The 26,017-nt window shown below is 66.4% G+C and carries 21 protein-coding genes and 1 pseudogene; 14 read left to right on the forward strand and 8 right to left on the reverse strand.

Going from position 1 to position 26,017, the window contains the following annotated elements; genetic code table 11:
* Window positions 1-68 precede the first annotated feature (68 nt).
* The 4 genes from ORI27_RS21130 (at window position 69) to ORI27_RS21145 (ending at window position 4,885) form a co-directional block, all read left to right on the forward strand.
* Window positions 69-1,367 (forward strand): adenylosuccinate synthase, encoded by a 1,299-nt coding sequence (locus ORI27_RS21130; protein WP_265998941.1) that lies wholly within the window; start codon window positions 69-71, stop codon window positions 1,365-1,367.
* Window positions 1,364-2,029 carry a PaaI family thioesterase gene (locus ORI27_RS21135; RefSeq protein ID WP_265998940.1) on the forward strand — a complete coding sequence of 222 codons (666 nt, stop codon included), beginning with the start codon at window positions 1,364-1,366 and terminating at the stop codon, window positions 2,027-2,029. Before ORI27_RS21130 ends, ORI27_RS21135 begins: the two co-directional genes overlap by 4 nt.
* Window positions 2,030-2,048: 19 nt before the next feature.
* Window positions 2,049-2,744, forward strand: coding sequence for a hypothetical protein (locus ORI27_RS21140; RefSeq protein WP_265998939.1), 696 nt, complete (start codon window positions 2,049-2,051; stop codon window positions 2,742-2,744).
* 374 nt (window positions 2,745-3,118) lie between these two features.
* Window positions 3,119-4,885 carry a hypothetical protein gene (locus tag ORI27_RS21145; RefSeq protein ID WP_265998938.1) on the forward strand — a complete coding sequence of 589 codons (1,767 nt, stop codon included), beginning with the start codon at window positions 3,119-3,121 and terminating at the stop codon, window positions 4,883-4,885.
* A 197-nt stretch (window positions 4,886-5,082) separates the two neighbouring features.
* Here ORI27_RS21145 and ORI27_RS21150 read toward each other — a convergent pair whose 3' ends face one another.
* Window positions 5,083-6,288 (reverse strand): cytochrome P450, encoded by a 1,206-nt coding sequence (locus ORI27_RS21150; RefSeq protein WP_265998937.1) that lies wholly within the window; start codon window positions 6,286-6,288, stop codon window positions 5,083-5,085.
* The gene (locus ORI27_RS21155; protein ID WP_265998936.1) at window positions 6,285-8,396 is read right to left on the reverse strand and encodes an MMPL family transporter; all 2,112 of its coding nucleotides are present in this window, start codon (window positions 8,394-8,396) and stop codon (window positions 6,285-6,287) included. Before ORI27_RS21155 ends, ORI27_RS21150 begins: the two co-directional genes overlap by 4 nt.
* Before the next feature lie 59 nt (window positions 8,397-8,455).
* Between ORI27_RS21155 and ORI27_RS21160 the strand changes: the two genes are divergently transcribed.
* From ORI27_RS21160 to ORI27_RS21195, 8 genes are all read left to right on the forward strand, one after another.
* Window positions 8,456-8,929 (forward strand): MarR family winged helix-turn-helix transcriptional regulator, encoded by a 474-nt coding sequence (locus ORI27_RS21160; RefSeq protein WP_265998935.1) that lies wholly within the window; start codon window positions 8,456-8,458, stop codon window positions 8,927-8,929.
* 171 nt (window positions 8,930-9,100) lie between these two features.
* On the forward strand, window positions 9,101-10,810 hold the full coding sequence (locus ORI27_RS21165) for an alkaline phosphatase family protein (RefSeq protein ID WP_265998934.1): 1,710 nt from the start codon (window positions 9,101-9,103) through the stop codon (window positions 10,808-10,810).
* Window positions 10,811-10,858: 48 nt separating this feature from the next.
* Window positions 10,859-12,007, forward strand: a complete 1,149-nt coding sequence (locus ORI27_RS21170; RefSeq protein ID WP_265998933.1) for an AAA family ATPase — start codon at window positions 10,859-10,861, stop codon at window positions 12,005-12,007.
* 21 nt (window positions 12,008-12,028) lie between these two features.
* Complete coding sequence (purT, locus tag ORI27_RS21175) at window positions 12,029-13,207, forward strand: formate-dependent phosphoribosylglycinamide formyltransferase (RefSeq protein WP_265998932.1); 1,179 nt, start codon at window positions 12,029-12,031, stop codon at window positions 13,205-13,207.
* Window positions 13,204-13,641, forward strand: coding sequence for an Rv0361 family membrane protein (locus ORI27_RS21180; RefSeq protein WP_265998931.1), 438 nt, complete (start codon window positions 13,204-13,206; stop codon window positions 13,639-13,641). The genes purT and ORI27_RS21180 overlap by 4 nt, the downstream gene beginning before the upstream one ends.
* Window positions 13,642-13,694: 53 nt before the next feature.
* Window positions 13,695-14,108 (forward strand): rhodanese-like domain-containing protein, encoded by a 414-nt coding sequence (locus tag ORI27_RS21185; RefSeq protein WP_265998930.1) that lies wholly within the window; start codon window positions 13,695-13,697, stop codon window positions 14,106-14,108.
* Window positions 14,105-15,331 carry an O-succinylhomoserine sulfhydrylase gene (locus ORI27_RS21190; protein WP_265998929.1) on the forward strand — a complete coding sequence of 409 codons (1,227 nt, stop codon included), beginning with the start codon at window positions 14,105-14,107 and terminating at the stop codon, window positions 15,329-15,331. The genes ORI27_RS21185 and ORI27_RS21190 overlap by 4 nt, the downstream gene beginning before the upstream one ends.
* A 2-nt stretch (window positions 15,332-15,333) precedes the next feature.
* Window positions 15,334-15,777 (forward strand): hypothetical protein, encoded by a 444-nt coding sequence (locus ORI27_RS21195; protein WP_265998928.1) that lies wholly within the window; start codon window positions 15,334-15,336, stop codon window positions 15,775-15,777.
* Here the strand turns inward: ORI27_RS21195 and ORI27_RS21200 are convergent.
* Window positions 15,774-16,643: an SDR family oxidoreductase gene (locus ORI27_RS21200; protein ID WP_265998927.1), complete on the reverse strand. Its 870-nt coding sequence runs from the start codon at window positions 16,641-16,643 to the stop codon at window positions 15,774-15,776. The genes ORI27_RS21195 and ORI27_RS21200 overlap by 4 nt on opposite strands.
* Before the next feature lie 63 nt (window positions 16,644-16,706).
* Here ORI27_RS21200 and ORI27_RS21205 point away from each other — a divergent pair.
* Window positions 16,707-17,180: pseudogene (locus ORI27_RS21205) on the forward strand (GNAT family N-acetyltransferase); the annotation flags it as partial.
* A 46-nt stretch (window positions 17,181-17,226) separates the two neighbouring features.
* On the opposite strand, the gene ORI27_RS21210 reads toward ORI27_RS21205, so the two are convergent.
* The gene (locus ORI27_RS21210) at window positions 17,227-17,961 is read right to left on the reverse strand and encodes an MBL fold metallo-hydrolase (RefSeq protein ID WP_265998926.1); all 735 of its coding nucleotides are present in this window, start codon (window positions 17,959-17,961) and stop codon (window positions 17,227-17,229) included.
* Window positions 17,962-18,080: 119 nt separating this feature from the next.
* Between ORI27_RS21210 and fgd the strand changes: the two genes are divergently transcribed.
* A complete protein-coding gene (gene fgd, locus ORI27_RS21215) occupies window positions 18,081-19,091 on the forward strand; it encodes a glucose-6-phosphate dehydrogenase (coenzyme-F420) (protein WP_265998925.1) in 1,011 nt (336 codons plus the stop codon).
* A 7-nt stretch (window positions 19,092-19,098) separates the two neighbouring features.
* Here fgd and ORI27_RS21220 read toward each other — a convergent pair whose 3' ends face one another.
* The 4 genes from ORI27_RS21220 to ORI27_RS21235 form a co-directional block, all read right to left on the reverse strand.
* Window positions 19,099-20,799, reverse strand: a complete 1,701-nt coding sequence (locus ORI27_RS21220) for a hypothetical protein (protein WP_265998924.1) — start codon at window positions 20,797-20,799, stop codon at window positions 19,099-19,101.
* Window positions 20,796-22,616 (reverse strand): hypothetical protein, encoded by a 1,821-nt coding sequence (locus tag ORI27_RS21225; RefSeq protein WP_265998923.1) that lies wholly within the window; start codon window positions 22,614-22,616, stop codon window positions 20,796-20,798. The genes ORI27_RS21220 and ORI27_RS21225 overlap by 4 nt, the downstream gene beginning before the upstream one ends.
* Before the next feature lie 179 nt (window positions 22,617-22,795).
* Window positions 22,796-24,199 (reverse strand): glycosyltransferase, encoded by a 1,404-nt coding sequence (locus ORI27_RS21230; RefSeq protein WP_265998922.1) that lies wholly within the window; start codon window positions 24,197-24,199, stop codon window positions 22,796-22,798.
* Window positions 24,199-25,827, reverse strand: a complete 1,629-nt coding sequence (locus tag ORI27_RS21235; protein ID WP_265998921.1) for a hypothetical protein — start codon at window positions 25,825-25,827, stop codon at window positions 24,199-24,201. The genes ORI27_RS21230 and ORI27_RS21235 overlap by 1 nt, the downstream gene beginning before the upstream one ends.
* Between the last annotated feature and the right edge of the window lie 190 nt (window positions 25,828-26,017).

Below are 26,017 nucleotides of genomic sequence, written 5' to 3' on the forward strand. Positions count from 1 at the left end.
AACCTGGCTCCGAGGGAGCCACTAAGATCGGCGGGTCGTGTGTTTTGCTGATAAGCAGGAGAAACGCCATGCCGGCAATCGTCCTCATCGGCGCCCAGTGGGGTGACGAGGGCAAAGGGAAAGCCACCGATCTGCTCGGTGGACGGGTGCAATGGGTGGTGCGCTACCAGGGCGGTAACAACGCCGGGCACACCGTCGTCCTGCCGACCGGCGAGAACTTCGCCCTGCATCTCATCCCCTCGGGCATCCTGACCCCCGGGGTCACCAACGTCATCGGCAACGGCGTCGTCGTCGATCCGGGCGTGCTGCTCACCGAGCTCGCCGGGCTCGAGGACCGCGGCGTCGACACCTCGGGGCTGCTGATCTCCGCCGACGCCCACCTGCTGATGCCCTATCACGTGGCCATCGACAAGGTCACCGAACGCTACATGGGCAGCAAGAAGATCGGCACCACCGGCCGCGGCATCGGCCCCTGCTACCAGGACAAGATCGCCCGGATGGGTATCCGGGTCGCCGACGTCCTGGACCGCGACCTGCTCGCCGCCAAGATCGGGGCATCGCTGGAGTTCAAGAACCAGGTGCTGGTCAAGATCTACAACCGCAAGGCACTCGACCCCGACGAGGTCCTCGAGGCGTTGCTCGCCCAAGCCGAGGGTTTCAAACACCGCATCGCCGACACCCGGCTGGTCCTCAACACCGCGCTCGAGTCCGGCGAGACCGTGCTGCTGGAGGGCTCGCAGGGAACCCTGCTCGACGTCGACCACGGCACCTATCCCTACGTCACGTCGTCCAATCCCACGGCCGGCGGTGCGGCCGTCGGTTCGGGTATCGGACCGACCCGCATCACCACGGTCCTCGGCATCCTGAAGGCCTACACCACCCGGGTCGGCTCGGGGCCGTTCCCCACCGAGCTGTTCGACGAGAATGGCGAGTACCTGGCCAAGACCGGAGGCGAGATCGGGGTGACCACCGGGCGCCGGCGACGGTGCGGCTGGTTCGACGCGGTCATCGCCCGCTACGCCACCCGGGTCAACGGCATCACCGACTACTTCCTGACCAAACTCGACGTGCTGTCCAGCCTGCAGACGGTGCCGGTGTGCGTCGGCTACGCGATAGACGGCAAACGCACCCACGAGATGCCGATGACGCAGATTGATATCGCGCGCGCCGAACCGATCTATGAAGAACTGCCCGGCTGGTGGGAGGACATTTCCGGGGCCCGCGAGTTCGAGGACCTGCCGGCCAAGGCTCGTGACTACGTACTGCGCCTGGAAGAGCTTGCCGGAGCCCATGTTTCATGCATCGGGGTCGGGCCGGGACGGGACCAGACGATTGTGCGCCGCGACATCCTGGCGGCCCGCGCGTGAGCGATGAGCGCTCGCGCGAAGAGCCGACCAGCCGAGCGGAATTCGAACTCGACCCTGACTACTACAAGCACGGTGGTTTCCCGAAGTTCGAACCCGCCCGTCCCGGACCGGGATTCGGCCGCTTCCTGGCCGCCATGCGCCGAGCCCAGGACCTGGCGGTGTCGGCCAACCCCGATCCGGACACCTGGACCGCCGCCGCCGACCGTGTCGAGGAGCTAGTGGCGTTGCTGGCCCCGTCCGAGGCGGCTGAGGGGGTGGGCCCGGCCAACCGGGTTCCCAGCCTTCCCGGCGCGGGCAGCCTGCTGATGCCGCCGTACCACGTCAGCAAGTTCGATGCCGAAGCCGTCGAGCTGACCGTGAGTTTCGGCCGGTTTCACGTCGGGGGTAACTACGCCGTGCACGGTGGTGTGCTGCCGCTGCTGTTCGATTCGGTGTTCGGCATGGTCATCCATGCCACCGGACGCCCGATCAGCCGGACCGCATTCCTGCACGTCGACTATCGCAACGTCACGCCGATCAACACCGAGCTGACGGCGCGCGGCTGGTTGCGGGAAGCCGAGGGGCGCAAGGCCTTCGTCAACGCCGAATTGATCGACCCGGAGGGGACGGTTTGCGCAGAAGCCCACGGTTTGATGGTGCGTCTGCTGCCTGGGCAGCCTTGACATCTGTCACCATGGCCACGTGCCCGACTCCAACATTGGCGCTAAACGCTCGCCCACGCTGAAACGCCTGACCACGCCACGTGCGGCCGCCGCGGCCGGCGTGGTATTCGCGCTGTTGTTCAGCGCCAACCTCATCCTGATCCGATCCTCGCTGCCGGAGGGGGCAGAACCCGGTTCACAGTGGCTGGACGCGGCGAGCGGCAAGATGAAGGTCGCGGCGATCCTGATGCCGTTCGCGGGGATCAGCTTTCTGTGGTTCATCGGTGTGGTGCGCGACGGTCTGGGCCGGTTCGAGGACAAGTTCTTCGGAACGGTTCTGCTGGGCAGCGGGCTGTTGTTCCTGGCGATGATGTTCGCCACGAGCGCGATCGGTGCCGGACTCTCCGGCAGCAACGTGGCGTTGGATCACGACACCGCCGCCTACACCGATATCGCGACCTTCGGGCAGATGGTGGTGCTGACGCTGTCGAAGACGTACGCGGTGCGGATGGCGGCGGTGTTCATGATCTCGCTGGCGACCATCTGGCTGCGTACCGGATTGATGCATCGCTGGCTGGTCATCGCCACCTACCTGTTGGCGGCCGCGCTGCTGGTCTCCGGCGACATCAGCATGTGGCTGGTGCTGGCCTTTCCGGTCTGGGTCTTGGTCGTCAGCGTGCTGCTGCTGGTGCGTGCCGGCGTGTTCGAGGGGCACCGCGAGGAGTACGGGGCCTGACGGTCAGCCCTGCAACGCCTCGAGTGTGGCCGCGTCTCCCGACTGCGCCGGGTTTCGTGACATCGGCCCAATAGCGCAGCCAGGTTACCAATGAGTGAACGGCAGCTCCGCATTACAGCGAATTCGTCCTGTGAATAGAGATCGTTGCTGAATTTTAACCCCTGTGGTCTTTACATCTGGGGACTTTCGTCACTGCAGTGCTTCGACCTTGGGGCCCTCCTAGATCAGGAGCATCCCGTATTCACTTGTGTCGTTAGGTAAATCCAACGCCGAGAAGGCAATTAACGAGGGGGAGCAGTCGCATGAGCGCTGTCACTTCTGACACCTGTCCGTCCGTCGAGCCGAGTCGACGCCGGTGGCCCATCATTCCGTTGATGACCACGGGAGTAGCTATCGTCGGCGCTTCGGTGATTGTGGTTACGCCACCGGGAACTCCGTCAGTGGCCGGTGCGGTGCTGAAAGCCCCGTCCGGACAGCTGCTGGAGGTCGCGCCGGCCGCGGCGAGTTCGCCGCTGACGACGTCGGCATCGGGTAGTTCGGACGGCGCCACGAGTGGCGGCTCGGGGGCGGCACCGGCCGCCGTTGCCGAAGCACTCCCGGCCGGCGAGTCATCGGCGCCGGCAGCGCCGGGCAGTAGCGTGGCCGCAGACACCAGCGCCACGGCCCTGTCCTCGGCGAGGCCCGGATTCGCCGTTCTGCTGGACCCGGCCAGCTTGGCCGGCGACCACAAGCCGAAGGCCTTCGCCGTCGCCAACTCCGTCACTCCGAACGCGGCCGCGGTCACCGACTCCGTCGGCTCTTTCATCTCGTTCTTCATCGGCAATGGCGCCGACGCGCCGCTCGACTGCACCGGTGATGCCTGCAATGGCGGCAACGCCGGAATTCTCTGGGGCAACGGTGGAAACGGTGCCAACGGCGGCTGGGGCGGCAACGCCGGCTTCATCTTCGGCAACGGCGGTGACGGCGGCGCCGGTGTGGACGCGGTCTATGACGAGAACGGTGTGCTGGTGAGTGCAGCTGTCGCCGGCGGGGCGGGCGGCAACGGAGCCTTCCTGGTCGGCAATGGCGGCCAGGGCGGCGCCGGTGGTTCGGACGGTTCGCTGGAAAATCCGCTTGCCACCGGCGACGCGGCGGGTGCCAATGGCGGCGCAGGCGGCCGAGGCGGCTTCGTGCTCGGTGACGCCGGTGACGGTGGCGCCGGCGGCGGGGCATTCACGTTGGCCGGCAACGCCATCGCCGGTGCCGGCGGCGCTGGCGGGGGCGCTGTCCTCGGCGCAGGTGGCGCAGGTGGCGCGGGTGGCAGCACCCAGGCAGGACCGCTGGAGGAGGAAGAAGAAGGCGGCGGTGGCCCGCCTGCGAACCCGGGTGGCGGCGAAGAAGACACCGAGGAAGAAGGTTTCACCTCCACCGCCGGCCAAGGCGGGGCCGGCGGCGGGACGTTCGTCGGCGCGGGTGGCATCGGCGGGGCCGGTGGCTCGGCGTTGTCGGGAAAGTACTCCACCGGCGGTGACGGCGGTTCCGGCGGCATGTCGAGCTTCGGAAACCCCGGCGATGGCGGCGATGGCGGCTCGGCGGCCGCGAGCAGCAAGGACTCGACCGCCGACGCAGGCTCCGGTGGTTCGGGCGGCGGCGGCCTGCTTGGCCCCGGCGGCCTGGGCGGTGACGGTGGCACGGCAAAGGCGAGCGGGAACTCCGCGGTGGCCAACGCCGGCACAGGTGGATCCGGCGGCACAATGGTCGTCGGTGCCGGCGGCAACGCCGGGTCCGGCGGAGCGGCGACGTCGCACGGCAGGGCTTCACAGGCGAACGGCGGCGATGGCGGTACCGGCGGCCATGCCATCATCATCACGGTCGGCGGGGACGGCGGCAACGGCGGAGATGCCACCGCCACCGCGGCGGAAGGTGCCACTCCTGCCGTGCCCACTCCCGGCAAGGGGGGCCGGGGCGGGTCCGGGATCTTCAGTATCTCCGGAGCGGATGGCGTCGACGGGTCGGTGGTGAGCCCCGAAGAGGGCGAGACGACTACCGCCGCCGCTACCCCCGCCAGGAAGGCTGCCTCCGCCAGCAAGGCGGCCAGCGGCACCGCGAGCAAGGCCTCCGCGGGCAAGAGGACCGGCGGCTCCGGTCGCTCCGGGAGGTAGAAAGGTCAGGCGTCCACGCGACGCCGTCGGGCTCAGATGATGGCGGGCGCCGACTGCTCAGGCAGTCGGCGCCTGTTCATCAAGCTATGGCAACAAGTTTCGCCGCGACCTCGTGCGAATACTCGGCCTACCGAGCCGGGTATTTCAACGCGTCGCCCGCAACCATCACGCAGTTACCGGCGGCCGTACGTTGACCTTCACCAGGTCACCGCCAGCGACCTCAGTCCGTAGATGAAATGGAACGGCTTGAATTCGATCTCGTCGAACGGTTCGGCACACGCCAACCGCGGAAAACGCCGCAGCAGTGCGGGAAACGCGATCCGCATCTCCATACGGGCCAGCGGCGCACCCAAGCAGTGATGCACACCATGCCCGAAGGCCAAGTGGCTCAACACTTCCCGACGGACATCCAGTACATCGGGGTTCCCGACCAGCATCGCATCGCGGTTTCCCGACGCCAGCGCCGCCAGCACCAGACTGCCGGCCGGGATCGCGACACCGGCGACTTGGACGTCGGCCGTGGTGATTCGGGGGATGCTGCTGTGCACGATCGACAGCCAGCGCAGCAGTTCCTCGACGGCCGGGCCGATCGCGTCCGGGTCGTCGCGGACGGCGGCGAGCTGGTCGGGATGCCGCAGCAGGGCCAACGTGCCCAAGCCCAGCATGTTCGACGTCGTCTCGTGGCCGGCGAGCAGTAGGAGCGCACAGACCCCGATCAGCTCGGCGTCGCTGAGCTCATCGCCGTGCTCGCGCACCAGCATGCCCAGCATATCCTCGCCCGGCAGCCGGCGGGCCGAGGCCACCAGCGAGCCCATGTACTCGCGGCCCTGCCGAACCAGCTCCACGCGTTCCGGGATCGGGATGGACAGGTCGAGTTGACGGGCGCTGCGGCGCTGGAAGTCGTCGCGGTCGGCGTACGGTACGCCGAGCAGCTCACAGATCACCAGGGAGGGGATCGGCAACGCGAACTCGGCGACCAGATCAGCAGGGGCGCCGGCCTGTTCGAGCGCGTCCAGGCGGGATGCGACGATCTCGACGATGCGCGGCTCCAGCGCCTTCATCCTGCGCACGGTGAACTCGCCGGTGAGCATCCGGCGTAGCCGGGTGTGCTGCGGCGGGTCGAGGCCCAGCAGGTTGCCCGCGCGCAGGTCGGACTGTTCCTCCTCGGGCAGCACCGGGGCGCCGGGCACCGCGAAGCCGGGCGGCCTGCCGTTGGCGAAGTGCTCGTGATCGGACAGCACCGCTTTGATGTCCTCGTAGCGAGTGATGAGGTAGACCTGCATGCCGAACGCGTTGACGGCGGTGACCACGCCGCGGCCATCGCGGATGTCACGCAGTTCGGGTGTCGGGTCGAACCCGTTGCGCCGCATGTGCAGTGGCGGCAGTGCGGCGGCGTGCGTCATGACACGACGGTACGCGCCTGCGGCGGCTCGATGTCCCCGCGGCTGAATGCCGGCCACCAGATCGCCGGCCCGATCAGGGTGAACAACGCCGGGATCACGACGGTGCGCACCACGAAAGTATCCAGCAGAATGCCCAGGCCCACGATGATGCCCAGCTGGGTCAGCACGATCAGGGGTAGTACGCCGAGGACGGCGAACACCGCGGCCAGCACGATGCCTGCACTGGTGATGACGGCCCCCGTCGCCGACACCGCACGCACGATCCCGCCACGGGTGCCGTGCTGCGGGGTCTCCTCGCGGGCGCGGGTGACCAGGAAGATGGTGTAGTCCACCCCGAGCGCGACCAGGAACAGGAACGCGAACAACGGCGTGGTGTTGTCCAGGGCGGGAAATCCGAGCAGGTGCACGCTGACCCACCCACCGAGCCCCAGGGCGGCCATCGTGGACAGCAGGGTCGCGGCCACCAGCACCAGCGGGGCCAACGCGGCCCGCAACAGGATGTAGAGGACCGCGAGGACCACGATCAGGATGGCCGGGATCACCACCCGGCGGTCACGAATCGCGGCGTTCCTGGCGTCCAGAGCTTGGGCGTCGGAGCCTCCCACCAAGCCGTGGGGATCGGCTTGGTGGACCGAATCACGAAGGGCGGCAATCGTATCGAAAGCGGCGCTGGAGGCGGGCTCGGCGGCGATCACCACCTGCCACTGGGCGAGCCCGGTATCAGACCGGCCGACCTGGTTGACCGAGACGACGCCCGGCGTGTCCTGGATCGCCCGGTCGATCGCCGCACTCTTGTCGGTGCTGCCGATGACGCGGGTCGGATCGGTGAGTCCGCTGGGGAAATGTGCGGCCAGTGTCTCATAGCCCGTGACCGAATCGGCCTTCACCCGGAACTGATCGATCTGGTTGAGCCCCACCGGGGTTGCCAGCAGCCCGGTAGCCAGCACCGCCAGCACCGCGGTGGCTGCGATGGCGACCCGCCCGGCATGATCGGAGACCCAGTCGGCGACCCGATGCCAGGCTCCGGTGTCGGTGGCGTCCTCGGTTCCTGCACGAGGAATAAACGGCCAGAACAGCTTCGGGCCGAACAAGCCCAGCAGCGGGGGTAGCGCCAGTAGCACGAACACGGCGGCGACGAGCAACCCCGAGGCAGCCTGCACCCCGAGGCTGCGGGTGCTGGGTGATGAGGCGAGCAGCAGCGTCAGCAAGGCCAGCACCACGGTCGCATTGCTGGCGGCGATCGCCGGGCCGGCGAACCGGACCGCGGTGTGCAGCGCGCGGCGATGGTTTGGCGCGGTGCGCAATTCCTCCCGGTAGCGCGAGATCAACAGGAGCGCATAGTTGGTCCCCGCACCGAATACCAGCACGCTGGTGATGCCCGAGGTCGAACCGTCGGCGACCAGGCCGGTGGCGTCGGCGATGGCCGAGCCCAGCACCGCGGCGACCCGGTCGGCGAACGCGATCACCAGCAGCGGCACCAACCACAGCACCGGGGAGCGATAGGTGACGATCAGCAGCAGTGCCACCACCCCGCCGGTGACGGCCAGCAGCGTGATGTTGGCTCCGGCGAAGGCGTTCGCGATATCAGCCCCGAACGCCGGGCCGCCGGTGACGCTGGCGGTCAGGTCGCCGGGCAGGCCGGCCCTCGCCGCCTCCCGCAGCGCCTTGACGTTGTCGTTGAGGGCGAAGCCGGACAGCGTGGAGTCGACCGGCACCGGGGCCAGCGCGGCCTTGCCGTCGTTCGAGGGAGTGACCGGGATGGGTGGCCCCCCCGCGCCGGTCGCGGCGACCATGCGCGACCGGGCCGCTTCGGCGGCAGCGAGATCGGCCGGGGTCAGCCTCGCGCCGTCGCTGCGGGTGACGACCAGGATCACCGGAGCCGCGTCACCGCCCGGGAAATCCGTCAGTAGCCTCGAGACCTGGGCAGATTCGGCGCCGGGAGGCAGGGCCACCGGTGACTGGTCGGCCGAGGCGCTCTGCCCGACAGCGCCCATCAGCCCGCCACCGATCAATGCGACGATCAGCGCCAACAGCCAGGAGTGGCGACTGCTGAGGAGCGCGCCAATCCGATCCCACAGCGGGCTCCCGGTGTCAGGTGCTCGGTGCATTGCCCCAACATAGCTTCAGTTTCTTAACGGTTCATCTACTGAACGGATAGCCTGGTGGCATGGACCCATCCGGCCGGCCCGCGCTGGAATCGGCCGTGGTGTCCGACGTCCAGGCGTTGTCGGCCGAATCCGATCAGATCGGCCGGGCGTTTGCCGGCATCCACAACCTCTCGGCCAACGATTTCCGTGCGCTGGTGCACGTCATGGTCGCCGAGAATGCCGGAACCCCCTTGACGGCGGGCGAACTGCGGACCCGGATGGGCCTGTCCGGTGCGGCGATCACCTATCTGGTCGAGCGGATGATCGAATCGGGGCACCTGCGCCGCGACTCGCACCCGACCGACCGTCGCAAGGTGATCCTGCGTTACGCCGACCACGGCATCGAGGTGGGCCGGGCGTTCTTCACCCCGCTGGCCACCCACACCCACCACATGATGGCCGATCTGCCCGACGAGGATCTCGCCGCCGCGCATCGGGTGTTCACCGCCGTGCTGGCCGCGATGACCGCGTTTCGTATGGATTTGAATCTCTGACCACAAGTTCATCGGCGTTCTGCCGCGGCGCCACTGCACGTTTTCCGAACTTTGCTGCGGACTTCGCCGGGGGCAAGTAAAGATATTGCCGGCGAGCGGCTCTTGGGGATCTTAGATGGTTGCCGCAGAGCTGTCGCTGGTCATTGGCGAACGAGGTCGGGGAGTGGACAGATGAGTCGCGCCAAACAAGTGTGCGTCGGAGTAGCAGCGGCAGGCATCTTCGGGCTGGGCTCGTCGGTCGCCACCGCGGTCTCCTATGCCGAACCGGGTCACTCCGAGGCCGGCCCGTCGTCAAGCGCCGCGAAGGCCGGCTCGCCGAGCGCAGGACCGCGCGCTCGCACTCGTCCGCACACCCAGACCCGCCACCCGGTCGGCGCGATCACCCGACCCGCGGTGTCGCGGGCGTCGGTGTCGGCGGCCCGCAAGCCGGCAGCGGCCGGTCGAACCTCGAAAAAGACAGCGGCCGAATTGATCTCGTTGACCCTATCGACGCTCGGGGTCGCTCCGGTGACCTCGCCGGGTGCGACCTCGTCGACCGCCTCGCCGGCGACGGGCCGGAGCCGTCGCGGGGCGGTGGTGACGGCAACGGCCGTGGCCGCGGCCGGCGGTGGGGCTTCGGTCAGCGCCCAGGCCAGTACCCCGACCCACGTGCTGGTGATCGGAATCGACGGTACGAATCTCAGTGCGATCCTGGCCGACGACGCCAACGTCAACCTTCTCGGCCTGATGAACACCGGCACCACCGCCGTGTCGACGATCGTCGGGCACACCACTATCTCCAACCCGTCGTGGACCGGGATCTTGACCGGCGTGTGGGGCGAGACAGCCGGTGTGATCAACAACGTGTTCACCCCGTGGACCTACGACAAGTGGCCGACGATCTTCAATCAGCTCGAGACCTACGATCCGGCCATCGAGACCACGGCGATCGCCGACTGGGCGAACATCGCCCAGATCGCCGGCGCGGGATCAGCCCCCGCCGACAACATCCTCTATTACGAGAAGTACAACAACAGCTGGCTGGACACCGACGACCTGGTCGGGCAGGCGTCCGTCGACGCGATCGAGGGCACCACGGCCGGCGTCTCGAGCTTCCAATTCAGCTACTTCGTGGGGGTCGACAACACCGGGCACGAGTATGACGCCGGGTCGCCGGAGTACGCCAACGCCCTGCGCAACGTCGACCAAAACGTCGGCTACATCATGGCGGCGGTGGACGATTGGAACGCCGCTCATATCGATGAACCGTGGACGGTGATCGTGACCACCGACCACGGTCAGGTGCCGTGGCCGACCATTCGTCTCGGTTCGGACATGCGCGCGCATGGCTTCCAAACACCTTGGGAAACAACCACGTTCGTGATCGCCAATGGTGCCGACTTCACGCCGGGAGCAATCAACAACACCTACCTCAACATCGACGTCACACCCACGGTGGCCGAACTCTTCGGGCTGGCACCGGAGCCCTATTCGGCCGGCAAACCCCTGATGGACCGCGCCGCGAACGATTACGCGCCGCTGGATCCCGGCCTGGACGCCCTCAAGTTGGCCCTGACGGACGCGATCGACATGTACGGCTATCCCGATATCGCCACCAACGTGGCCCTCGTCATCCGGACCATCGCGGCGACCATTCCCTATGTCGTGTACACGCTTTTCGACGGCCTCACCGCCGACATGCCGCAACCGTTCAAACTGCCGATTCAATTCGTGGGCGCCGTCCTCTACCAGCTGACGAACATCCCCGCACAGCTCATCGCACGGCTGACCGGGGTGACCGGGAATCAGATCATCCCGCCGGATCTGTGGCCGTACACCACCGTGCCGGGCACCCAGCCGGAGGCCCCCGCCGTGCCGATTCCCGCCGCCATCGCCGTGTAGCGGTCGCAACCCGGCGGGGTTGTCGGCGCCGCCTGGTTAGCTGGGGTCGTGCTCGACACCGTGGCCGTGGAGAACTACCGCTCACTGCGCCGGCTGGTTGTGCCGTTATCTGGGTGCAACGTGGTGACCGGGCCGAACGGCAGCGGAAAATCCAGCCTTTACCGGGCGTTGCGGCTGCTGGCCGACACCGCGCGCAACGGCTCGGTCAACGCGCTCGCCCGCGAGGGTGGGCTGAGCTCCACGATGTGGGCCGGGCAGGGCAAGAAGGGGCCGGCGAGCCTCAAGCTGGGCTTCGCCGGTGACGACTTCGGCTACGCCGTCGACTTCGGGCTGCCCAAAGACGCCAACACCGCATTCAACCTCGACCCCGAGATCAAATCGGAGGCAGTGTGGGCCGGGCCGGCGCTGCGACCGTCGGCGTTGCTGGCGCAGCGCTCCGGTCCTTCGGTGTCGATTCGCGATGCCGAGGGCGGCTGGCGCACCGCGGCCACCACCGTGCGGCCGTTCGACAGCATGCTCAGCGAGCTCGCCGACCCGCAGGCGGCACCGGAACTGCTGGCACTGCGCGAGCGGGTGCGGTCGTGGCGGTTCTACGATCATGTTCGTACCGACCGCTCCGCGCCCGCGCGGTTGCCCCAGATCGGCACCCGCACAATGGTTCTGAGTCATGATGGTGCCGATCTTGCCGCGGCGTTGCAGACCATCGCCGAGGTCGGTGACGCGGGCGCGCTCATCGAAGCGGTCGACGAGGCGTTCCCCGGTAGTCGGGTGGACATCCAGAGCAATGCCGGCCGCTTCGAGGTCACCCTGCGTCAGCCAGGCATGCTGCGGGCGTTGACGGCGGCCGAACTGTCCGACGGGACCCTGCGCTATCTGCTGTGGATCGCCGCGTTGCTCACCCCGAGGCCCGCCGAACTGACCGTGCTCAACGAGCCGGAGGCCAGCCTGCACCCGGACCTACTGGGAGCGCTGGCCGCGCTGATCGCACGATCCTCGGAGCGTTCCCAGGTTGTGGTCGTCACCCACTCCGCGGCGTTGGTCGATGCGCTGCGCCGCCAGCAGGGCGACGTCAACGCCATCGAGCTCACCAAGGACGTCGGAGCCGCCGGGCCGGCGACATCGGAACTGGGCCAGACGGCGATCCTCGGCCAGGGTCTGCTCGACGAGCCGTCCTGGCATTGGCCTGCGCGGGGATGAGCCCACCTATCCTTGGGCATCATGCGTGTGATGCTGATCGGGTCTGGTGAGCTGAGCCGCGAGCTGGTGCTGGCCTTTCAGCGGCTCGGAGCCGAGGTGGTCGCGGTCGACCGGTACGCCGAAGCGCCGGCTCACGATGTCGCTGACGAGGCCCTCGTCGTGAAGATCACCGACCCCGAGGAACTGACCGCCGCCATCGCCAGGGTCGAGCCGGCCTACGTGGTGGTCGACACCAACGCCGTGGCCATCGACGCGCTGCGGGCCGTCGCGGACAGTGGAACCACCCAGGTCGTTCCGGGTGTCTACGCCACCCAGCTGAGCCTGGACCGGGAGGGGATGCGCCGGCTGGCCGCCGACGAACTGGGCCTGCCGACCGCGCCGTTCTGGTTCGCGGGGTCCGTCGAGGAACTGACCGCCGTCGCCGAGCACGCCGGGTTCCCGCTGGTCGTCAAGCCGGTGATCGGGGTGCCCGGTCAGGGGCAATCGGTGCTGTTGCGTCCCGACGACGTCGAGCCGGCCTGGCAGCGCGCCGTCGCCGCGGGTGGCCGGGTGCCGCACAACCGGGTGCTGGCCGAGACGGTCGTCGAGATCGATTACGCGGTCACGTTGCTGACCGTGCGCACCGATGGACCGGCGGGCCCGGCTCTGCATTTCTGCGAGCCGATCGGCCACCGCCAGCTCGACGGCGGCGTGCTGGAGTCCTGGCAGCCGCAGCAGATGACCGTGGCGGCACTGGGCGCGGCGAAGTCGGTGGCGGCCAGGATCGTGCGGGCGCTGGGCGGGCGCGGGGTGTTCGGGGTGGAGCTGCTGGTTCGTGGTGACGAGGTGTACTTCTCCGATGTCAGCGTGCGGCCCTACGACAGCGGATTGGTCACGCTGCGCAGCCAGCGGCTGTCGGAGTTCGAGTTGCACGCCCGCGCCGTCCTCGGCCTGCCGGTGGACACCATCATGATCTCGCCGGGCGCCGCCGAAGTCATCTACAGCGGGACCGACGACCACACCAGCACCCCGGAGATCAACCACGCCGTGCTGGCCGAGGCCCTGGTCGTGCCGGAGAGCGACGTGCGATTGCTGGGCCGTCACGACGGTTCTGCATGGTTGCGGCTCGGCGTCGCGATGGCGACCGGGTCCGACGTCACCGCCGCCCGCGACCGGGTGCGGCAGGTCTCGACCGCGCTGCACCGGGTGTGGCAGCCATGACCGAACGCGACGGCGACGGCGCCAGCCCGATGCCCATCTTGATCGCGCTGGGTGTTGCGCTGGTGGTGCTCGCCGTGGTCGGGATCACCTGGCTGCTCAGCGACCAGCCGATGAGTGAGGACCTGAAGGTGAGCCGCGCCGCGATCGGCCAGAATGACGCCCTGCAGCGCGGCAGCTATCCGGACTTCCGCAAGTACACCTGCGCCGCACAGCAGGGCACCGAAGCTGAAGTCCTTGCCCGCCAACAGAAATCCACAGCGACGCAGGGCGCCCGATACGTGGACGACGTCACCGGGGTGGCCATCGACGGCGACCGGGCCACCGCCACCGTCGTCTACCATTTCGAGCGCGCGCCCGATGACAAGATCAAGGCACCGATGACGTTCACTCGCGAAGACGGTGAGTGGACGGTCTGTTCGCCCGGTCCTATGTAGCGGGACCGAGGGACCATCGGTTCGTCCCAGGTGGGTGTGGAAGACTCACGCAGGTGAGCTATGCAGGAGACATCACCCCGGAGGAGAGCTGGAAGCTGCTCAGCGACCACCCCGAGGCCGTGCTGGTGGACTGCCGCACCGACGCCGAATGGCGGTGGGTCGGGGTTCCCGATCTGTCCAGCCTGGGCCGTCGCGTGGTGTTCGTGGAGTGGAATCGCGGCAATGGTCAGCACAACGACGATTTCGTGGCTGAACTGATCGCCGCCGGCGTCACACCCGGCGAGCGCCCGGTCGTCTTCATGTGCCGCTCCGGCAATCGCTCGATCCCCGCCGCCGAGATCGCGACCGCGGCGGGAATTGCGCCCTCCTACAACATGCTTGACGGCTTCGAAGGTCAGCTCGACGCGGACGGCCACCGTGGCGGCGACGGCTGGCGCGCGCTGGGCCTGCCCTGGAAGCAGTCATGAGCGAACCCGATGTGCCGTCGGTGCGAATCCCCGCGCCGCTGCCCGACGGGGTCAGCCAGGCGACCATCGGGGTTCGGGGCGGGCTGCTGCGCTCCGGATTCGAGGAGACGGCCGAGGCGGTGTATCTCACCTCTGGTTATGTCTACTCCTCGGCGGCCGAGGCCGAGAAGGCGTTCACCGGCGATATCGACCGCTACGTGTACTCCCGCTACGGCAATCCGACGATCTCGATGTTCGAGGAGCGCCTTCGGCTGATCGAGGGTGCGCCCGCGGCGTTCGCGACGGCCTCGGGGATGGCCGCGGTGTTCACCTCGCTGGGGGCACTGTTGGGCGCCGGGGACCGACTGGTCGCCGCCCGCAGCCTGTTCGGTTCGTGCTTCGTGGTATGCAACGAGATTCTGCCCCGCTGGGGTGTGGAAACCGTCCTCGTCGACGGCGACGACCTCTCGCAGTGGGAGCAGGCGCTCTCGGTGCCGACCCAGGCGGTGTTCTTCGAGACGCCGTCCAACCCGATGCAGTCGCTGGTCGACATCGCCGCGGTATCAGAGATGGCGCACGCTGCCGGGGCGAAAGTGGTGCTGGACAACGTCTTTGCCACCCCACTGTTGCAGCAGGGTTTCCCGCTGGGCGTGGACGTGGTGGTGTACTCGGGTACCAAGCACATCGACGGCCAGGGCCGAGTGCTCGGCGGGGCAATCCTGGGCGACAGGGAATACATCGACGGTCCGGTGCAGAAACTGATGCGCCACACCGGTCCTGCGCTGTCCGCATTCAATGCCTGGGTGCTGCTCAAGGGCCTGGAGACGATGTCGGTACGGGTGAACTACAGCAACGCCTCGGCTCAGCGGGTCGCCGAGTTCCTCGAGGAGCATCCCGCGGTGCGCTGGGTGCGATACCCGTATCTGGCCTCGCACCCGCAACACGACCTGGCCAAGCGGCAGATGTCGGGCGGCGGCACCGTGGTGACCCTCGAACTCGACGCTCCCGAGGGGAAGGCCAAAGACCGTGCGTTCGAGGTGCTCGACAAGCTGCAGGTGATCGACATCTCGAACAACCTCGGTGACGCCAAGTCGCTGATCACCCATCCGGCGACCACTACTCACCGCGCGATGGGACCCGAGGGTCGCGCCGCCATCGGGCTCGGCGACGGCGTGGTGCGGATCTCGGTCGGGCTGGAGGGTACCGAGGACTTGATCGCCGACCTGGATCGCGCACTGGGTTAGCGGTGTCGCGGAACTCCGATGCCAAGAAGGCCCGCCGCAAGAAGCGGCAGGCCAGTCGCGACGCGCGCTGGATTCCCGATGCGGTGATGGACACCATCGACGACGTCGACGTCGAACTCGCGCAGGCGGTCGAGACATTCGACGAGTGGCTGACGTCGCGCGGGTGGACGTTCGACGCCGAGTTCTCCACCGAGACCCTGATCAGCTGGTTCTATGAGCCGTCGGCCGCCCCGGTCGTCGACGAGGGGTACGAGCCGGTCACCCGCGTCTGGATCACGTCCGCCGGGGGTGACGACGATTTCCCCGAGCGGGTCAACGCCGTTCTCGTCGGTACCGGTGGCGAGGACGAGGGCGCGCTGTACACCGTCGAGCCGGAAGTCCTGCTCGCCCATATCGAAGCGGTCGAACGCTACCGCCCCGGGGACGCCGTACCGGTTCTCGGCTAGTCCTTTTCGTCGTCTTTGGTTTCCAGCACGCCGGTGGCGGTCTGGGCGCGCTGTTCATAGGCCGCGCGCACGGTCACGTCGAAGTCGAGGAACACCCGGTCGGTTCCCATCTTCTTGGACAGCCAGCGCCGGCCGCGGGTCGGCAGGAGCGCGGCCGCCCCCGCCACCGGGCGCGACCAAGACGGCACCGAAACAGCGGTTTTCGGCTTGTCCAAGGTCTTGACGACCGCGGCAGCGATGTCCTCGGGCTGCACCGGCTTGGTGGCGCCGGTCGCCTTGGTGCCCGCGATCAGCTCGGTGTTGGTGAATGACGGCATCACGCAACTGATCTGGACGCCTTGTCCCGCGTACTCGTCGGAAAGCGCGGTGGACAGGCCCACCACCGCGAATTTGGTGCCGGCGTAGAGCGCTTGGCCCGGAACGGCCATCATGCCGGCCATCGAAGCGATGTTGACGATATGGCCGGCGCGCCGGCGAAGCATCTCCGGCAACACCAGCCGGCAACCGGTGAGCACCCCGTAGAAGTTGACTTCCACGGCGGTACGCACCGCCTGATCAGAGTGGTCGAGGAACGGCCCGACCGGCATGACGCCGGCGTTGTTGATCAGGATGTCGATGTGGCCGCCGCCGTCGGCACGGGCCTTGTCCAAGAACGTCGCGAACGATTCGGGATCGCTGACATCGAGTGGGTAGCCCGAGACCGGGCCGAGCTTGCTCAGCTGCGCGACGGCGGACTCCTCGAGCGCGACGTCCCGGTCGCCGATCACCACCCGCGCGCCGCGCTGGGCGAGTGCGCGGGCGGTGGCGAAACCGATACCCCGAGCAGCGCCGGTGATGGCGATGGTTTTGCCTCGGATGTTGTCCATGGGCCACGACTTTACAGGTGTCAATTTTTCCCGGAAGCAGATCGACAGGGCACACTCGATCCCGTGAACGCATTGCGTTTCGTTTCCGTCCGCGAGGACGACGCGCTGGCCCAACCCTTGCTGGCCGAACTCGCCGTCGAGTACGCCACCCGCTACGAGGGCACCGAGGCCGGGGTCATGCGCTGGTTGCGTAGCCATCCCGCCGGGCAGTTCGCCCCGCCCGATGGCGGCATGCTGATCGGGGTGCTCGACGACCGCCCAGTGACCGGCGGGGCGTTCTGCCGCTTCGATGCCGACACCGCCGAACTCAAACGGATCTGGACCGACAGCGCAAGCCGGCGGCGGGGGTATGCCACGATGCTCCTGGGTGCCCTGGAGTCTGCGATTGCCCAGCGGGGCTACCGCCGGGTGTACCTGACCACCGGTAACCGTCAGCCCGAAGCCGAAGCGTTGTACGTCAGCGCCGGCTACGCCCGGCTGGCCGAGCCGCTGGCCAGCGAGGCCGACGTGTTTCCCGTGGCGTTCCTCAAGACGCTTCCGGATTCGCAGAATATCTTCTGCGACTGCGGGATAGGGGCCGGGGTCAGTGCGGCGTCGCTTGCCGTACCGCCTCCCGGATCGGCCCGATCCACAGGTCGCCGTGGCCGGGAATCAGCACATCGGTTTCGAGCATCGCCAGCGCGGACAGGCTGCGCACACAGCCCGCCTCGTCGCGATTGAACACCCGGTGCAGTAGCTGCGGGCCGTTGTGCGGGGCCAGTGGATGGCCGGTGACCAGGGCGTCGCCGCTGACCAGAACGCCGTCGACGATGTAGGAGCAGTGGCCGCCGGTATGGCCCGGGGTTGGCACGGCCAGCGGCCGGCCGGGTAGATCCTCGGCGACGTCCTCGGTCAGCGCTCCCGCGGTGGGGATCCCTTCGTGCACCAGCGCGCCCTTGCCGACGATGTCTAGTGACCACTTCAGCCAGCGCGGCTGCCATGCGTGCAGCACCAGGTCGACGGGGGAGGCTTGCTCGAGGTATTCGCGTTTGGCGTGCCCCACCTCGTCGGCGTGGCAGTAGACCGGCGTCCCGTGCGTCTTGGCGAACCAGATGGCCGAGCCGAAATGGTCGATGTGGGCGTGGGTCAACAGGATCGCGGTCACGTCGGCCGGGCCGAATCCGAGTTCGGCCAGCGATGCCAGGACGTCGCCGCGGCTGCCGGGGAAGCCGGCGTCGATCAGCATCACCCCGGCATCGCCGGTCACCACCGTCCAATTGACCAGTGGTGTTTGCGCCATGTGGACGTGTTCGGTGATAGCGGTCAGGGCCAGCGCCATGGGAGCGAGTTTAGGCGTTTCGCGCCAGCGGTCCGCGACGCTGCCTACCACGCCGCGGCGGGCCCGTGGGCGGGACCTCGCCGGCCCGCGGCGGCGCCGAGGGGAGTAGAAACGAGGATGTGGCTGAACTGAAACTGGGATACAAGGCGTCGGCGGAGCAGTTCGCGCCGCGCGAGTTGGTCGAGCTGGCGGTGCTCGCCGAGGCGCACGGGATGGACAGCGCGACGGTGAGTGACCATTTCCAGCCGTGGCGTCACGAGGGTGGTCACGCGCCGTTCTCATTGGCCTGGATGACCGCGGTCGGTGAGCGGACCACGCGGCTGATCTTGGGCACGTCGGTGCTGACTCCGACCTTCCGGTATAACCCGGCGGTCATCGCCCAGGCGTTCGCGACCATGGGGTGCCTGTATCCGGACCGGATCTTCCTTGGCATCGGTACCGGGGAGGCGCTCAATGAGATTGCCACCGGATATGAGGGCGAGTGGCCGGAATTCAAGGAGCGTTACGCGCGACTGCGGGAGTCGGTGCGGTTGATGCGCGAGCTGTGGCTGGGTGACCGGGTCGATTTCGAAGGCGAGTACTACAAGACCAAGGGCGCCTCGATCTACGACGTGCCCGAGGGCGGTATCCCGATCTACATCGCGGCGGGCGGCCCGCAGGTGGCCAAGTACGCCGGCCGCGCGGGCGATGGCTTCATCTGCACGTCCGGTAAGGGCGAAGAGCTGTACAAGGACAAGCTGATTCCCGCCATGCGCGAGGGCGCCGAGGCGGCGGGCAAGAACCCCGACGACATCGACCGGATGATCGAGATCAAGATCTCCTACGACCCCGATCCCGAGCTGGCGCTGAACAATACGAGGTTCTGGGCGCCGCTGTCGCTGACCGCCGAGCAGAAGCACAGCATCGACGACCCGATCGAGATGGAGAAGGCCGCCGACGCCTTGCCCATCGAGCAGGTGGCCAAGCGCTGGATCGTCGCCTCCGATCCGGACGAGGCCGTGGAGAAGGTCGCTGAGTATGTGGGCTACGGCCTCAACCACTTGGTCTTCCACGACCCGCGACAGGACCAGCGCCGCTTCCTGGAGCTGTTCAAGAAGGATCTGGAGCCGCGGTTGCGCAAGCTCGGCTGAGATCGCTTCAGGCGGAACCGTTTATCTGATAAATGCGAAACTGCTCGAAGCCCTGCGGGTTGACCACACTGAGGGCTAGGGTGGCCAGGCCGGCGCCGTCGACCCACATGGTGGGGTAGCGCAGGTTGATCGCGTCCAGTTCCCCCAGCCCGGTGGGCTTGGGCACCAAGATGTAGCGGACCCCATTGGTCAGTGGCGAATTGACCTTGTCGAAGAAGTCGTAGTCGCTACGGATCGTGAACTGCTTTGGATGGTTTGAGGCCAGCCAGGTCTTGGCAAGCGAGAAGGTATCGACCAATACTGAACCGTCGGGCAGGTTCTGATTGTCGAACCATACGGCGGTATTGCGACTGAGCTCACCACCCCAGAACGCCCAGTGCTCGGACTTGGAATAGCGATTTGGCCAGATCACCGCACGCACGCCGAACTCTTCTTTTCCGATCGCCGGGTTCATCATCGATGCCCACGCCGCCGGAAAGGAGCTGATCAGCACGAAGACCAGCATCGGGACCATCCACACGGGTGAGCGGCGTGAGTGAAAAAACGGGATGCGATCGCCTCGGCGCCCAGGTGCCGTTGTGACAAGCAATGCCACGACGGCGAGGGGTACCGCCGTTATGAAGAAGCGGAACCAGCCGAATGTGGCGGCGGTATAGATGGCGTATACCTGGAACACCAGGATCGAACCGAACATCGCCAGAGGGGCCATGATGTCGATACATCGTTGCCGGACGGCGCGAACCAGCGCCATCGCCACCACCACGATGACCAGCGGTTGCATACCCAAGAGCTGCGCTGCGATGTTATAGGTGATGCCATCGAACCCGACGGCCTGGGTGAGAGTGCCGATCCCGGACGCCGCAACCTGTGCAGTGTTGCCGTACTGCGAGGTGAGGGAGTCGAACAGGCTACCCACCAGCAGCCAGCTGGACAGTGCCCAGGTAAGGGCCGCAAAAAGCGGCAGGAATGAGACGACCACTGCGTCGTGGATTCCCAACTGCGTTGCGCCACGCCAACCCCACCCCGGCCGGTTGCGCACCGTGGACACCGCGAAAACTATTACGCCCGTGCCAGTTAGAGCGATGACTGCTTCAATACGGGTCAGATAACACAATGCGAGAGCTACGCCGCACATGACGAGATTGACAGGCGCGTCGCTCCTGAGCCACCTCAGCAGGTGCCGGCACGCCCACAGCAAGAGGAACAACTCGGCGCCCTCGCTCATCCCGTCGCCGCCGTAGAACACCACCATTGGGTGAAAGGCGAACGTTGCGATGGCAAGCCAACGAGCCAGGGTGCTCACCTGGCGATCGAAGGCGATCCCGCGGACCTGGAATACCGCGCCGGCCATGAACAGTGCGCTCTGGATGGCTCCTACGTAGCCCGTCGTCCTGATGAACGAGTTCCAGTACGTGAGCCTGAAGAGCGGTATCTCGACGAAGCTGGGCAACGGATTCCACACGAATCCGACCGCGCCGAGATGGGGATAGCGGCTCATCATCGTGTAGCCTGCGTTGCCGACGCGCGCGGCGGCGTCGGGGTTGACATAGCCGACCCGACAAAGCCAATAGCCGACGATCGCGTAGATCAAGAAGAAGACCACGTAGAACGCTACTGGCCGCACGATGTTCCGTCGGCGCCGCTTTGGGGCTGGCGTCAGCGGTTCGGGCGCCGTCGTCGGCGGCGTTGTGTCGACGACAGCCGTCAATCTCGAGCCTTCGCGGATCGGCGCCGGATGAGCAGGACGAAGACGATGGCGATGATCGAGACTCCGACGACGGCGCCACTCAACCATGCCCACTTCAGCCAGCTGGTGCCCGGATTGTCCGCCAGAGGCACCGGACCGCTGGCACGCACGGTAAGCGTTTGCGGGCTCGAGATCTGGCCAGCGACTAGGACGTCACCACCGAGATCACGCCAACCGCCCTGCAGACCACCGAGGTAGTCGAATAGTGGCTTAGCCATATCCCAGCCTGCGGAAGCGGTGAGCAGAACAATTGTCCGGTTGTTCTGAGAATAGCTCTGTAATGAAGCTAAACCCGTCGGGATATCGGCGATTACGTCCGCCGGGACGTCGACGTTGGACAGGTTGCCCACTGTGTCGATCGGCGGGTCGAGGTTCTGCTTGTGTACCGCTTGGGCATTCGCGATGATCAATGCGCTCGAATTGCTCGCGGCCACCTGGTCAACGCTCACCAGAATCGGGCGCAGTTCGATGGACGAAATCTGCTGGACGAGCCCGATGATGGCCGCAGCATGCGCCAGTTCGTCTGGGTCTGTGCCATCCATTGCCACCTGGAAAGTGGGAATGAATGCTTGTGGTAGAGAAGAGAATCCACCCATCGATACCGCGCCGCCGGCCTTGACCGCGGCGGTCGAGCCCGGATCGACCTGGAAATTCATCGGAACCGTGCGCGGCGTGCACCCACCGGCGCCCGGCTCATAACTGACCGTGAGGACTAGTCCGGTGTTGCGAGCGGCGATCTCCGCCGGGATACTGAAAGTGGTGTCTAGCCGCCCGGACCTGTCTAGCCGTGCCGTCTTCAACACGATCCCACCAGCGGCCGCGACCATAGTGCCCTTCTCGTTGTCGTCGACGGGTGTGTAGTTGGCCAGTAGATGAACCTCGATCATCCCGGGTTTGGAGAGGGTGAAGGACGACGTGCTCAGATTCAGTGAGATGGTGGCCTCACCGAGAACTGAGGCGCCCCCCGAGATGTCAAGTTGGCCGAAGGTTGCCATCCGGGCACCCTGCGTCGGGGCCACCTTCTCGGCGTTCACCGTGACGCTGTCGGTCTGCGCGACGGTCAGCAGTTTTTCGCGGAACAACGCCACCTGCTGCTCGAGAGTCGGCCCCGTGCCGGTGATGACGACATAGGGGCGCTGCATCGGGTCGGTCACCAGCTGGACGCCGGGATTGTCGACTTCCTTGAGATCACGGATCACGATGGCCCGGGTCAGATTGTCGCCGTCAGGCGGGGGTGCCGGATCGGTACGGGCCAACTGGCGCAAGTTGATTCGGACGGTTGCGGGCTGATACCGGCGAGTGAGCGCTGCAACCAGGCTCAGTGCCGTCAGCTTTTCCGATGCTGTCGGTTGCGGGTCGACGTAGATGTCGACGTTGGGGGCGATTGCAGGGAAGAACTGCTGAAGGGATATGGGCTGGTTGAAGTCGCCGCTGAACGTGACTGAGAAGCCACTGATCACCAACGCCGGTGGCGGCCCGCAGACGGTGTCTCCTGCCGTCATTCGCAGCACCATGTTGAGTTGCGCTTGATTGTGCAGCACCGGCACTGAACTGACGTCGATGCTGAACGGCGCCGAAGTGCGGCCCGCGGTGAGGTCGGGGACGGGCACCGTGCCGAGATATTGCCCGTCGGTGGTTTCTGCTTCGATGTAGCCCTGTGGGATGTTGGTCGCCGAGTGCAGAATTCCGGACAGGGTGATCGGGGTGAGCCCGTCCGGGGTGGGGATCGAGGCGGTCTGGGTGGCGTTCGCCGCCCCGAAATAGAGTGCAGAACTCATCCCGAGTTGCTTCCAGCCGAGGGTTGTCGTCGCGTCGACTGGCGGAGCATCGTCGCCTGGCTCGGCCGTTTCGGAGGGCACCTCGACGTCCGGATCGGCCTTCGCGACCGGCGGATGTAGCGGTACTTGGAGGGCGATGATGCTCAACGCGCAGACGACCCACAAAACTTGCCGCCGAATCACTGTGTTGCCTTCCTTGCCAAGCCGTGCTCCGTCTTCTCCCAGTAGGAAGGGTTGTACACCAGTTGCACACCCGACTTGATGGCGCCGATTGCCTGCAAGAGCCAGTACCCGGGAATGAGTAGCGCAGCAACGAGCCATTGCGGCTTGCCTGACGCGCGTGTCGTGAGCAATGTCAATGTCACGGCGATCGCATTGCCTGCCGTGAACAGCAGAAGCGACAGGTAGTACGTGGAATTCGGGAAGATGTTGTCGAAGAACTCGGGCCGCCCGGCGTACCACACCACGATCAGGGCCCAGAAGGCCACGTTGACCATGCACGCGATGGGCATACCAGCGGTGATGTTGGCCATCCTCAGCAGTGGTACCAGACCTAATTCGCGGTAGAGCCTCACTGGCTGGCGCATGTGCACCACGAATGTCTGGAGGTAGCCCTTGTACCAGCGGGACCGTTGGCGCAGCCAGTTCAGTGCATCGGCGTTCGCCTCTTCGGCCGTGACGGAGTCCAGCATCAGTGTGCGATAGCCGTTGCGTGCGAGCCGGATTCCCAGATCGGCGTCCTCGGTGACGTTGTATGGGTCCCAGCCGCCGACCTCCCACAACACGTGCGTCTTGATGTGATTCGAGGATCCGCCGAGCGGGATGATGCAGTTGGCCTCACTCAACGCGGGCAGCACGTAGGAGAACCATTGGTCGTACTCGATCGAAAACCATCGGGTGAGGATGTTCTGGTTCGCGTTGTAATAGCTCAGGGTGCTTTGAAGGGCCGCAACGTCATCGGGCGCGTTGGCGAACGTGTACACGGCCTTTCGGAGCTGAAGTGGGTCGGGTATGTCGTCGGCGTCGAAGATCGTCACGTATTCGCTGCGCTCCGACGGGAGGTCCATAGCGTGGTTGCACGCCTTGGGTTTGGTCCGCGGCAGCGTGGGCGGTACGACGACCAGGTTGACGTTGTGCACGCTTTGAGCCTGGAAAGCCGAGATGGTCTCCTCATCATCCGCTTCGAGGATGAGGTATACGTCGAGTTTGTCTGCGGGATAATCGATTCGACTAACCCCCTCGAGCAGGGTCGCGACAATGTCGGGTTCGCGGTAGGCCGGTAAGAGTACCGTGTAGACGGGGAGGTCCTCGTCAGGAATCGAATAGGCTTGTTCGACTGTCACGCGCGCGCGATTGCCGCCCTGCAGTCCCCGAAACACCAGATAGGCCCGATCGACTGTCGACAGCAGGAAGTAGACGGTCGAGATCGTCACCAGCACCGCCACCGTGTCCGACCAGTCGTAGATCACCGCCGCCACGACGGCGGCGGTGGTCACGAGGCCGATGATCTTCTGCCGTCGGGTGAATAGGTGCTTGGCCGAGTACTCCTCGCGCAACTGCGTCGGGACATCCTGAATGCTCATTAGGCGGGCCGCACCTGTGCGGTCTTGATGATCTGTCGGCTGACGGCGTCCAACGTCTTTGAGTCGTATTGCGTGGGGTGGTGCAGCGCCGCGTGATCCTGGAGGAGCGCCGCGAGGGGGGCGAGGATTCCGCTGCGAATGTTCGGCGGGCTCGGTGTGGCGACGTTTTCCGGCGCTTTCTCGTCGCGTGACGCGATCAGGTAGACGGCCTGATAGACGGGGCCGGAAGCCGACTGGTAACGCCAAAGCCATTGGTGGGCCATCCATGACGGGTCGCCCGGCTTCTCCGGTGGCGAATACTGATTGCCCATCTGAGCGGTCTGCGTGATCGACGACCCGGTGCTGGTGAAGGGGCGCTGGATATCTGGTGGCGGCGCCGTGGCGTACCAGAGGCCGCAGCAGTACTCGGTAAGCCTGCCGTAGTCGTGCGTCGAGAAGATATCCAGAAATACGACGTTCTTTCCTGAGACCAACCGGTATCGGACGACCGAACCCTGTTCCCCCATCACCCTGGGTCCCCAGGCGAACACCTGCGGCAGGCCGACTGACAGCCGGGCCTCGTCCAGCTGCTTGATCCAGTTGGCCCGGACCGAGATGAGGTCCGCGCGGGGGGTGTAATTGACCCGGTGCTGGGGGAGTGCACCGACGATCGCGGCGAGTGCGACCACGATGGCGACGGTCAGGAGGGAGTGCTTGGGTACCACCGCGCCGCCATGGTGGCGCGGTGCACGTACGAACAGAGCGACGGTAAGCCCGGTGAGTGCGGCTGACGGGGCTAGATAGGCAACGGGCACCGGAGCGTCGTGGAGTAGGTAGGTCCCGGTGCTGGCCAGAGCGAAGAATGCTGGAGTGACGAGCCACTTGACGGGTGTTTCGCGAAGGGTCAGGAACATCGCGATCGCGCCGTAGAGCGCCGTCATGACGCCGTAGGCCATGAGGGACCCGCCCAGAGCCTGCCCCGCGAGGAGGAAGAACGGCGGGAAGCACAGCGCGAGGAATCCCCACGCCACCCGGATTCGCGCTGCCGATCGAGACCCGAATTTGAGTATCGACAGGGCCACCACCCAGGCGATGACCGAGACGAGGTGGGCATGCCAGAACTCGCCGACGGCCCCGATTCGCCCGACGATGAGCTGACAACTCGTGATGGCGACTGCCGCGATCAGCGTCGCGAGGATGCGATCGACGTCGGAGTCGGAGACGTCGTGGCGCCGATGGCTGCGATCGGTGGTCAGGGCGATCATTAGTGTCCATATCGGCATCAGGGACAGATATGCGGTGGGCGCTCCCTCAGCGATGACGAATGCGGTGCTGGCCAGCATCGGTGCGGCGCTCAGTGCACAGGTGACGGCGACCAGGACGACGAGGACCCACGACGGGATGCTGCGCTTCTGCGTCAGTTGCTGGAACAGCGATGCGGGGGTGACGCTCGGTTGGACAACGAGCCTGGGTGGCGGCTCGGTGATCGGCGCTTCGGCGAGCAGCGGAATCGGCATCGTGGCGGGTTCGGGCAACGAGTGCGTGGAGAAAGCGCCGTGGCCGACGTGCGGGACGTGGCGGCCTGCGGGGTGGTAGTTGGCGCTGCCGTGCGCGATGAGCTCGCTGCTGACGTCTGCGTAAGCGTTCATATCAGCTCCTTCGCTCCGATGAGTTGTCGCAATCCTCTGGAAAAAACTGTGCACGGTCAGTGAAAGTGGAAATCCACATGCTCAGAGGACAAATTTCCTCGAGAATCATACAAACAGGCGGACCATCGCACAGCACCTGGGCGCATTCTGCATCATTTGCCATATTTGCATGTCTGTGAAAATCTCTTAA

The organism is Mycobacterium pinniadriaticum, assembly GCF_026242045.1.
Taxonomy (GTDB): Bacteria; Actinomycetota; Actinomycetes; order Mycobacteriales; family Mycobacteriaceae; genus Mycobacterium; species Mycobacterium pinniadriaticum.

Coding starts and splice junctions, on each gene's coding strand:
- ORI27_RS21190 (WP_265998929.1), top strand. CDS start 14,105: ATGAGCGAACCCGATGTGCCGTCGGTGCGAATCCCCGCGCCGCTGCCC.
- ORI27_RS21225 (WP_265998923.1), bottom strand. CDS start 22,616: ATGAGTTCTGCACTCTATTTCGGGGCGGCGAACGCCACCCAGACCGCC.
- ORI27_RS21200 (WP_265998927.1), bottom strand. CDS start 16,643: ATGGACAACATCCGAGGCAAAACCATCGCCATCACCGGCGCTGCTCGG.
- ORI27_RS21130 (WP_265998941.1), top strand. CDS start 69: ATGCCGGCAATCGTCCTCATCGGCGCCCAGTGGGGTGACGAGGGCAAA.
- ORI27_RS21155 (WP_265998936.1), bottom strand. CDS start 8,396: ATGCACCGAGCACCTGACACCGGGAGCCCGCTGTGGGATCGGATTGGC.
- ORI27_RS21150 (WP_265998937.1), bottom strand. CDS start 6,288: ATGACGCACGCCGCCGCACTGCCGCCACTGCACATGCGGCGCAACGGG.
- ORI27_RS21160 (WP_265998935.1), top strand. CDS start 8,456: ATGGACCCATCCGGCCGGCCCGCGCTGGAATCGGCCGTGGTGTCCGAC.
- purT (WP_265998932.1), top strand. CDS start 12,029: ATGCGTGTGATGCTGATCGGGTCTGGTGAGCTGAGCCGCGAGCTGGTG.
- ORI27_RS21210 (WP_265998926.1), bottom strand. CDS start 17,961: ATGGCGCTGGCCCTGACCGCTATCACCGAACACGTCCACATGGCGCAA.
- ORI27_RS21180 (WP_265998931.1), top strand. CDS start 13,204: ATGACCGAACGCGACGGCGACGGCGCCAGCCCGATGCCCATCTTGATC.
- ORI27_RS21235 (WP_265998921.1), bottom strand. CDS start 25,827: ATGAACGCTTACGCAGACGTCAGCAGCGAGCTCATCGCGCACGGCAGC.
- ORI27_RS21145 (WP_265998938.1), top strand. CDS start 3,119: ATGACCACGGGAGTAGCTATCGTCGGCGCTTCGGTGATTGTGGTTACG.
- ORI27_RS21230 (WP_265998922.1), bottom strand. CDS start 24,199: ATGAGCATTCAGGATGTCCCGACGCAGTTGCGCGAGGAGTACTCGGCC.
- ORI27_RS21165 (WP_265998934.1), top strand. CDS start 9,101: ATGAGTCGCGCCAAACAAGTGTGCGTCGGAGTAGCAGCGGCAGGCATC.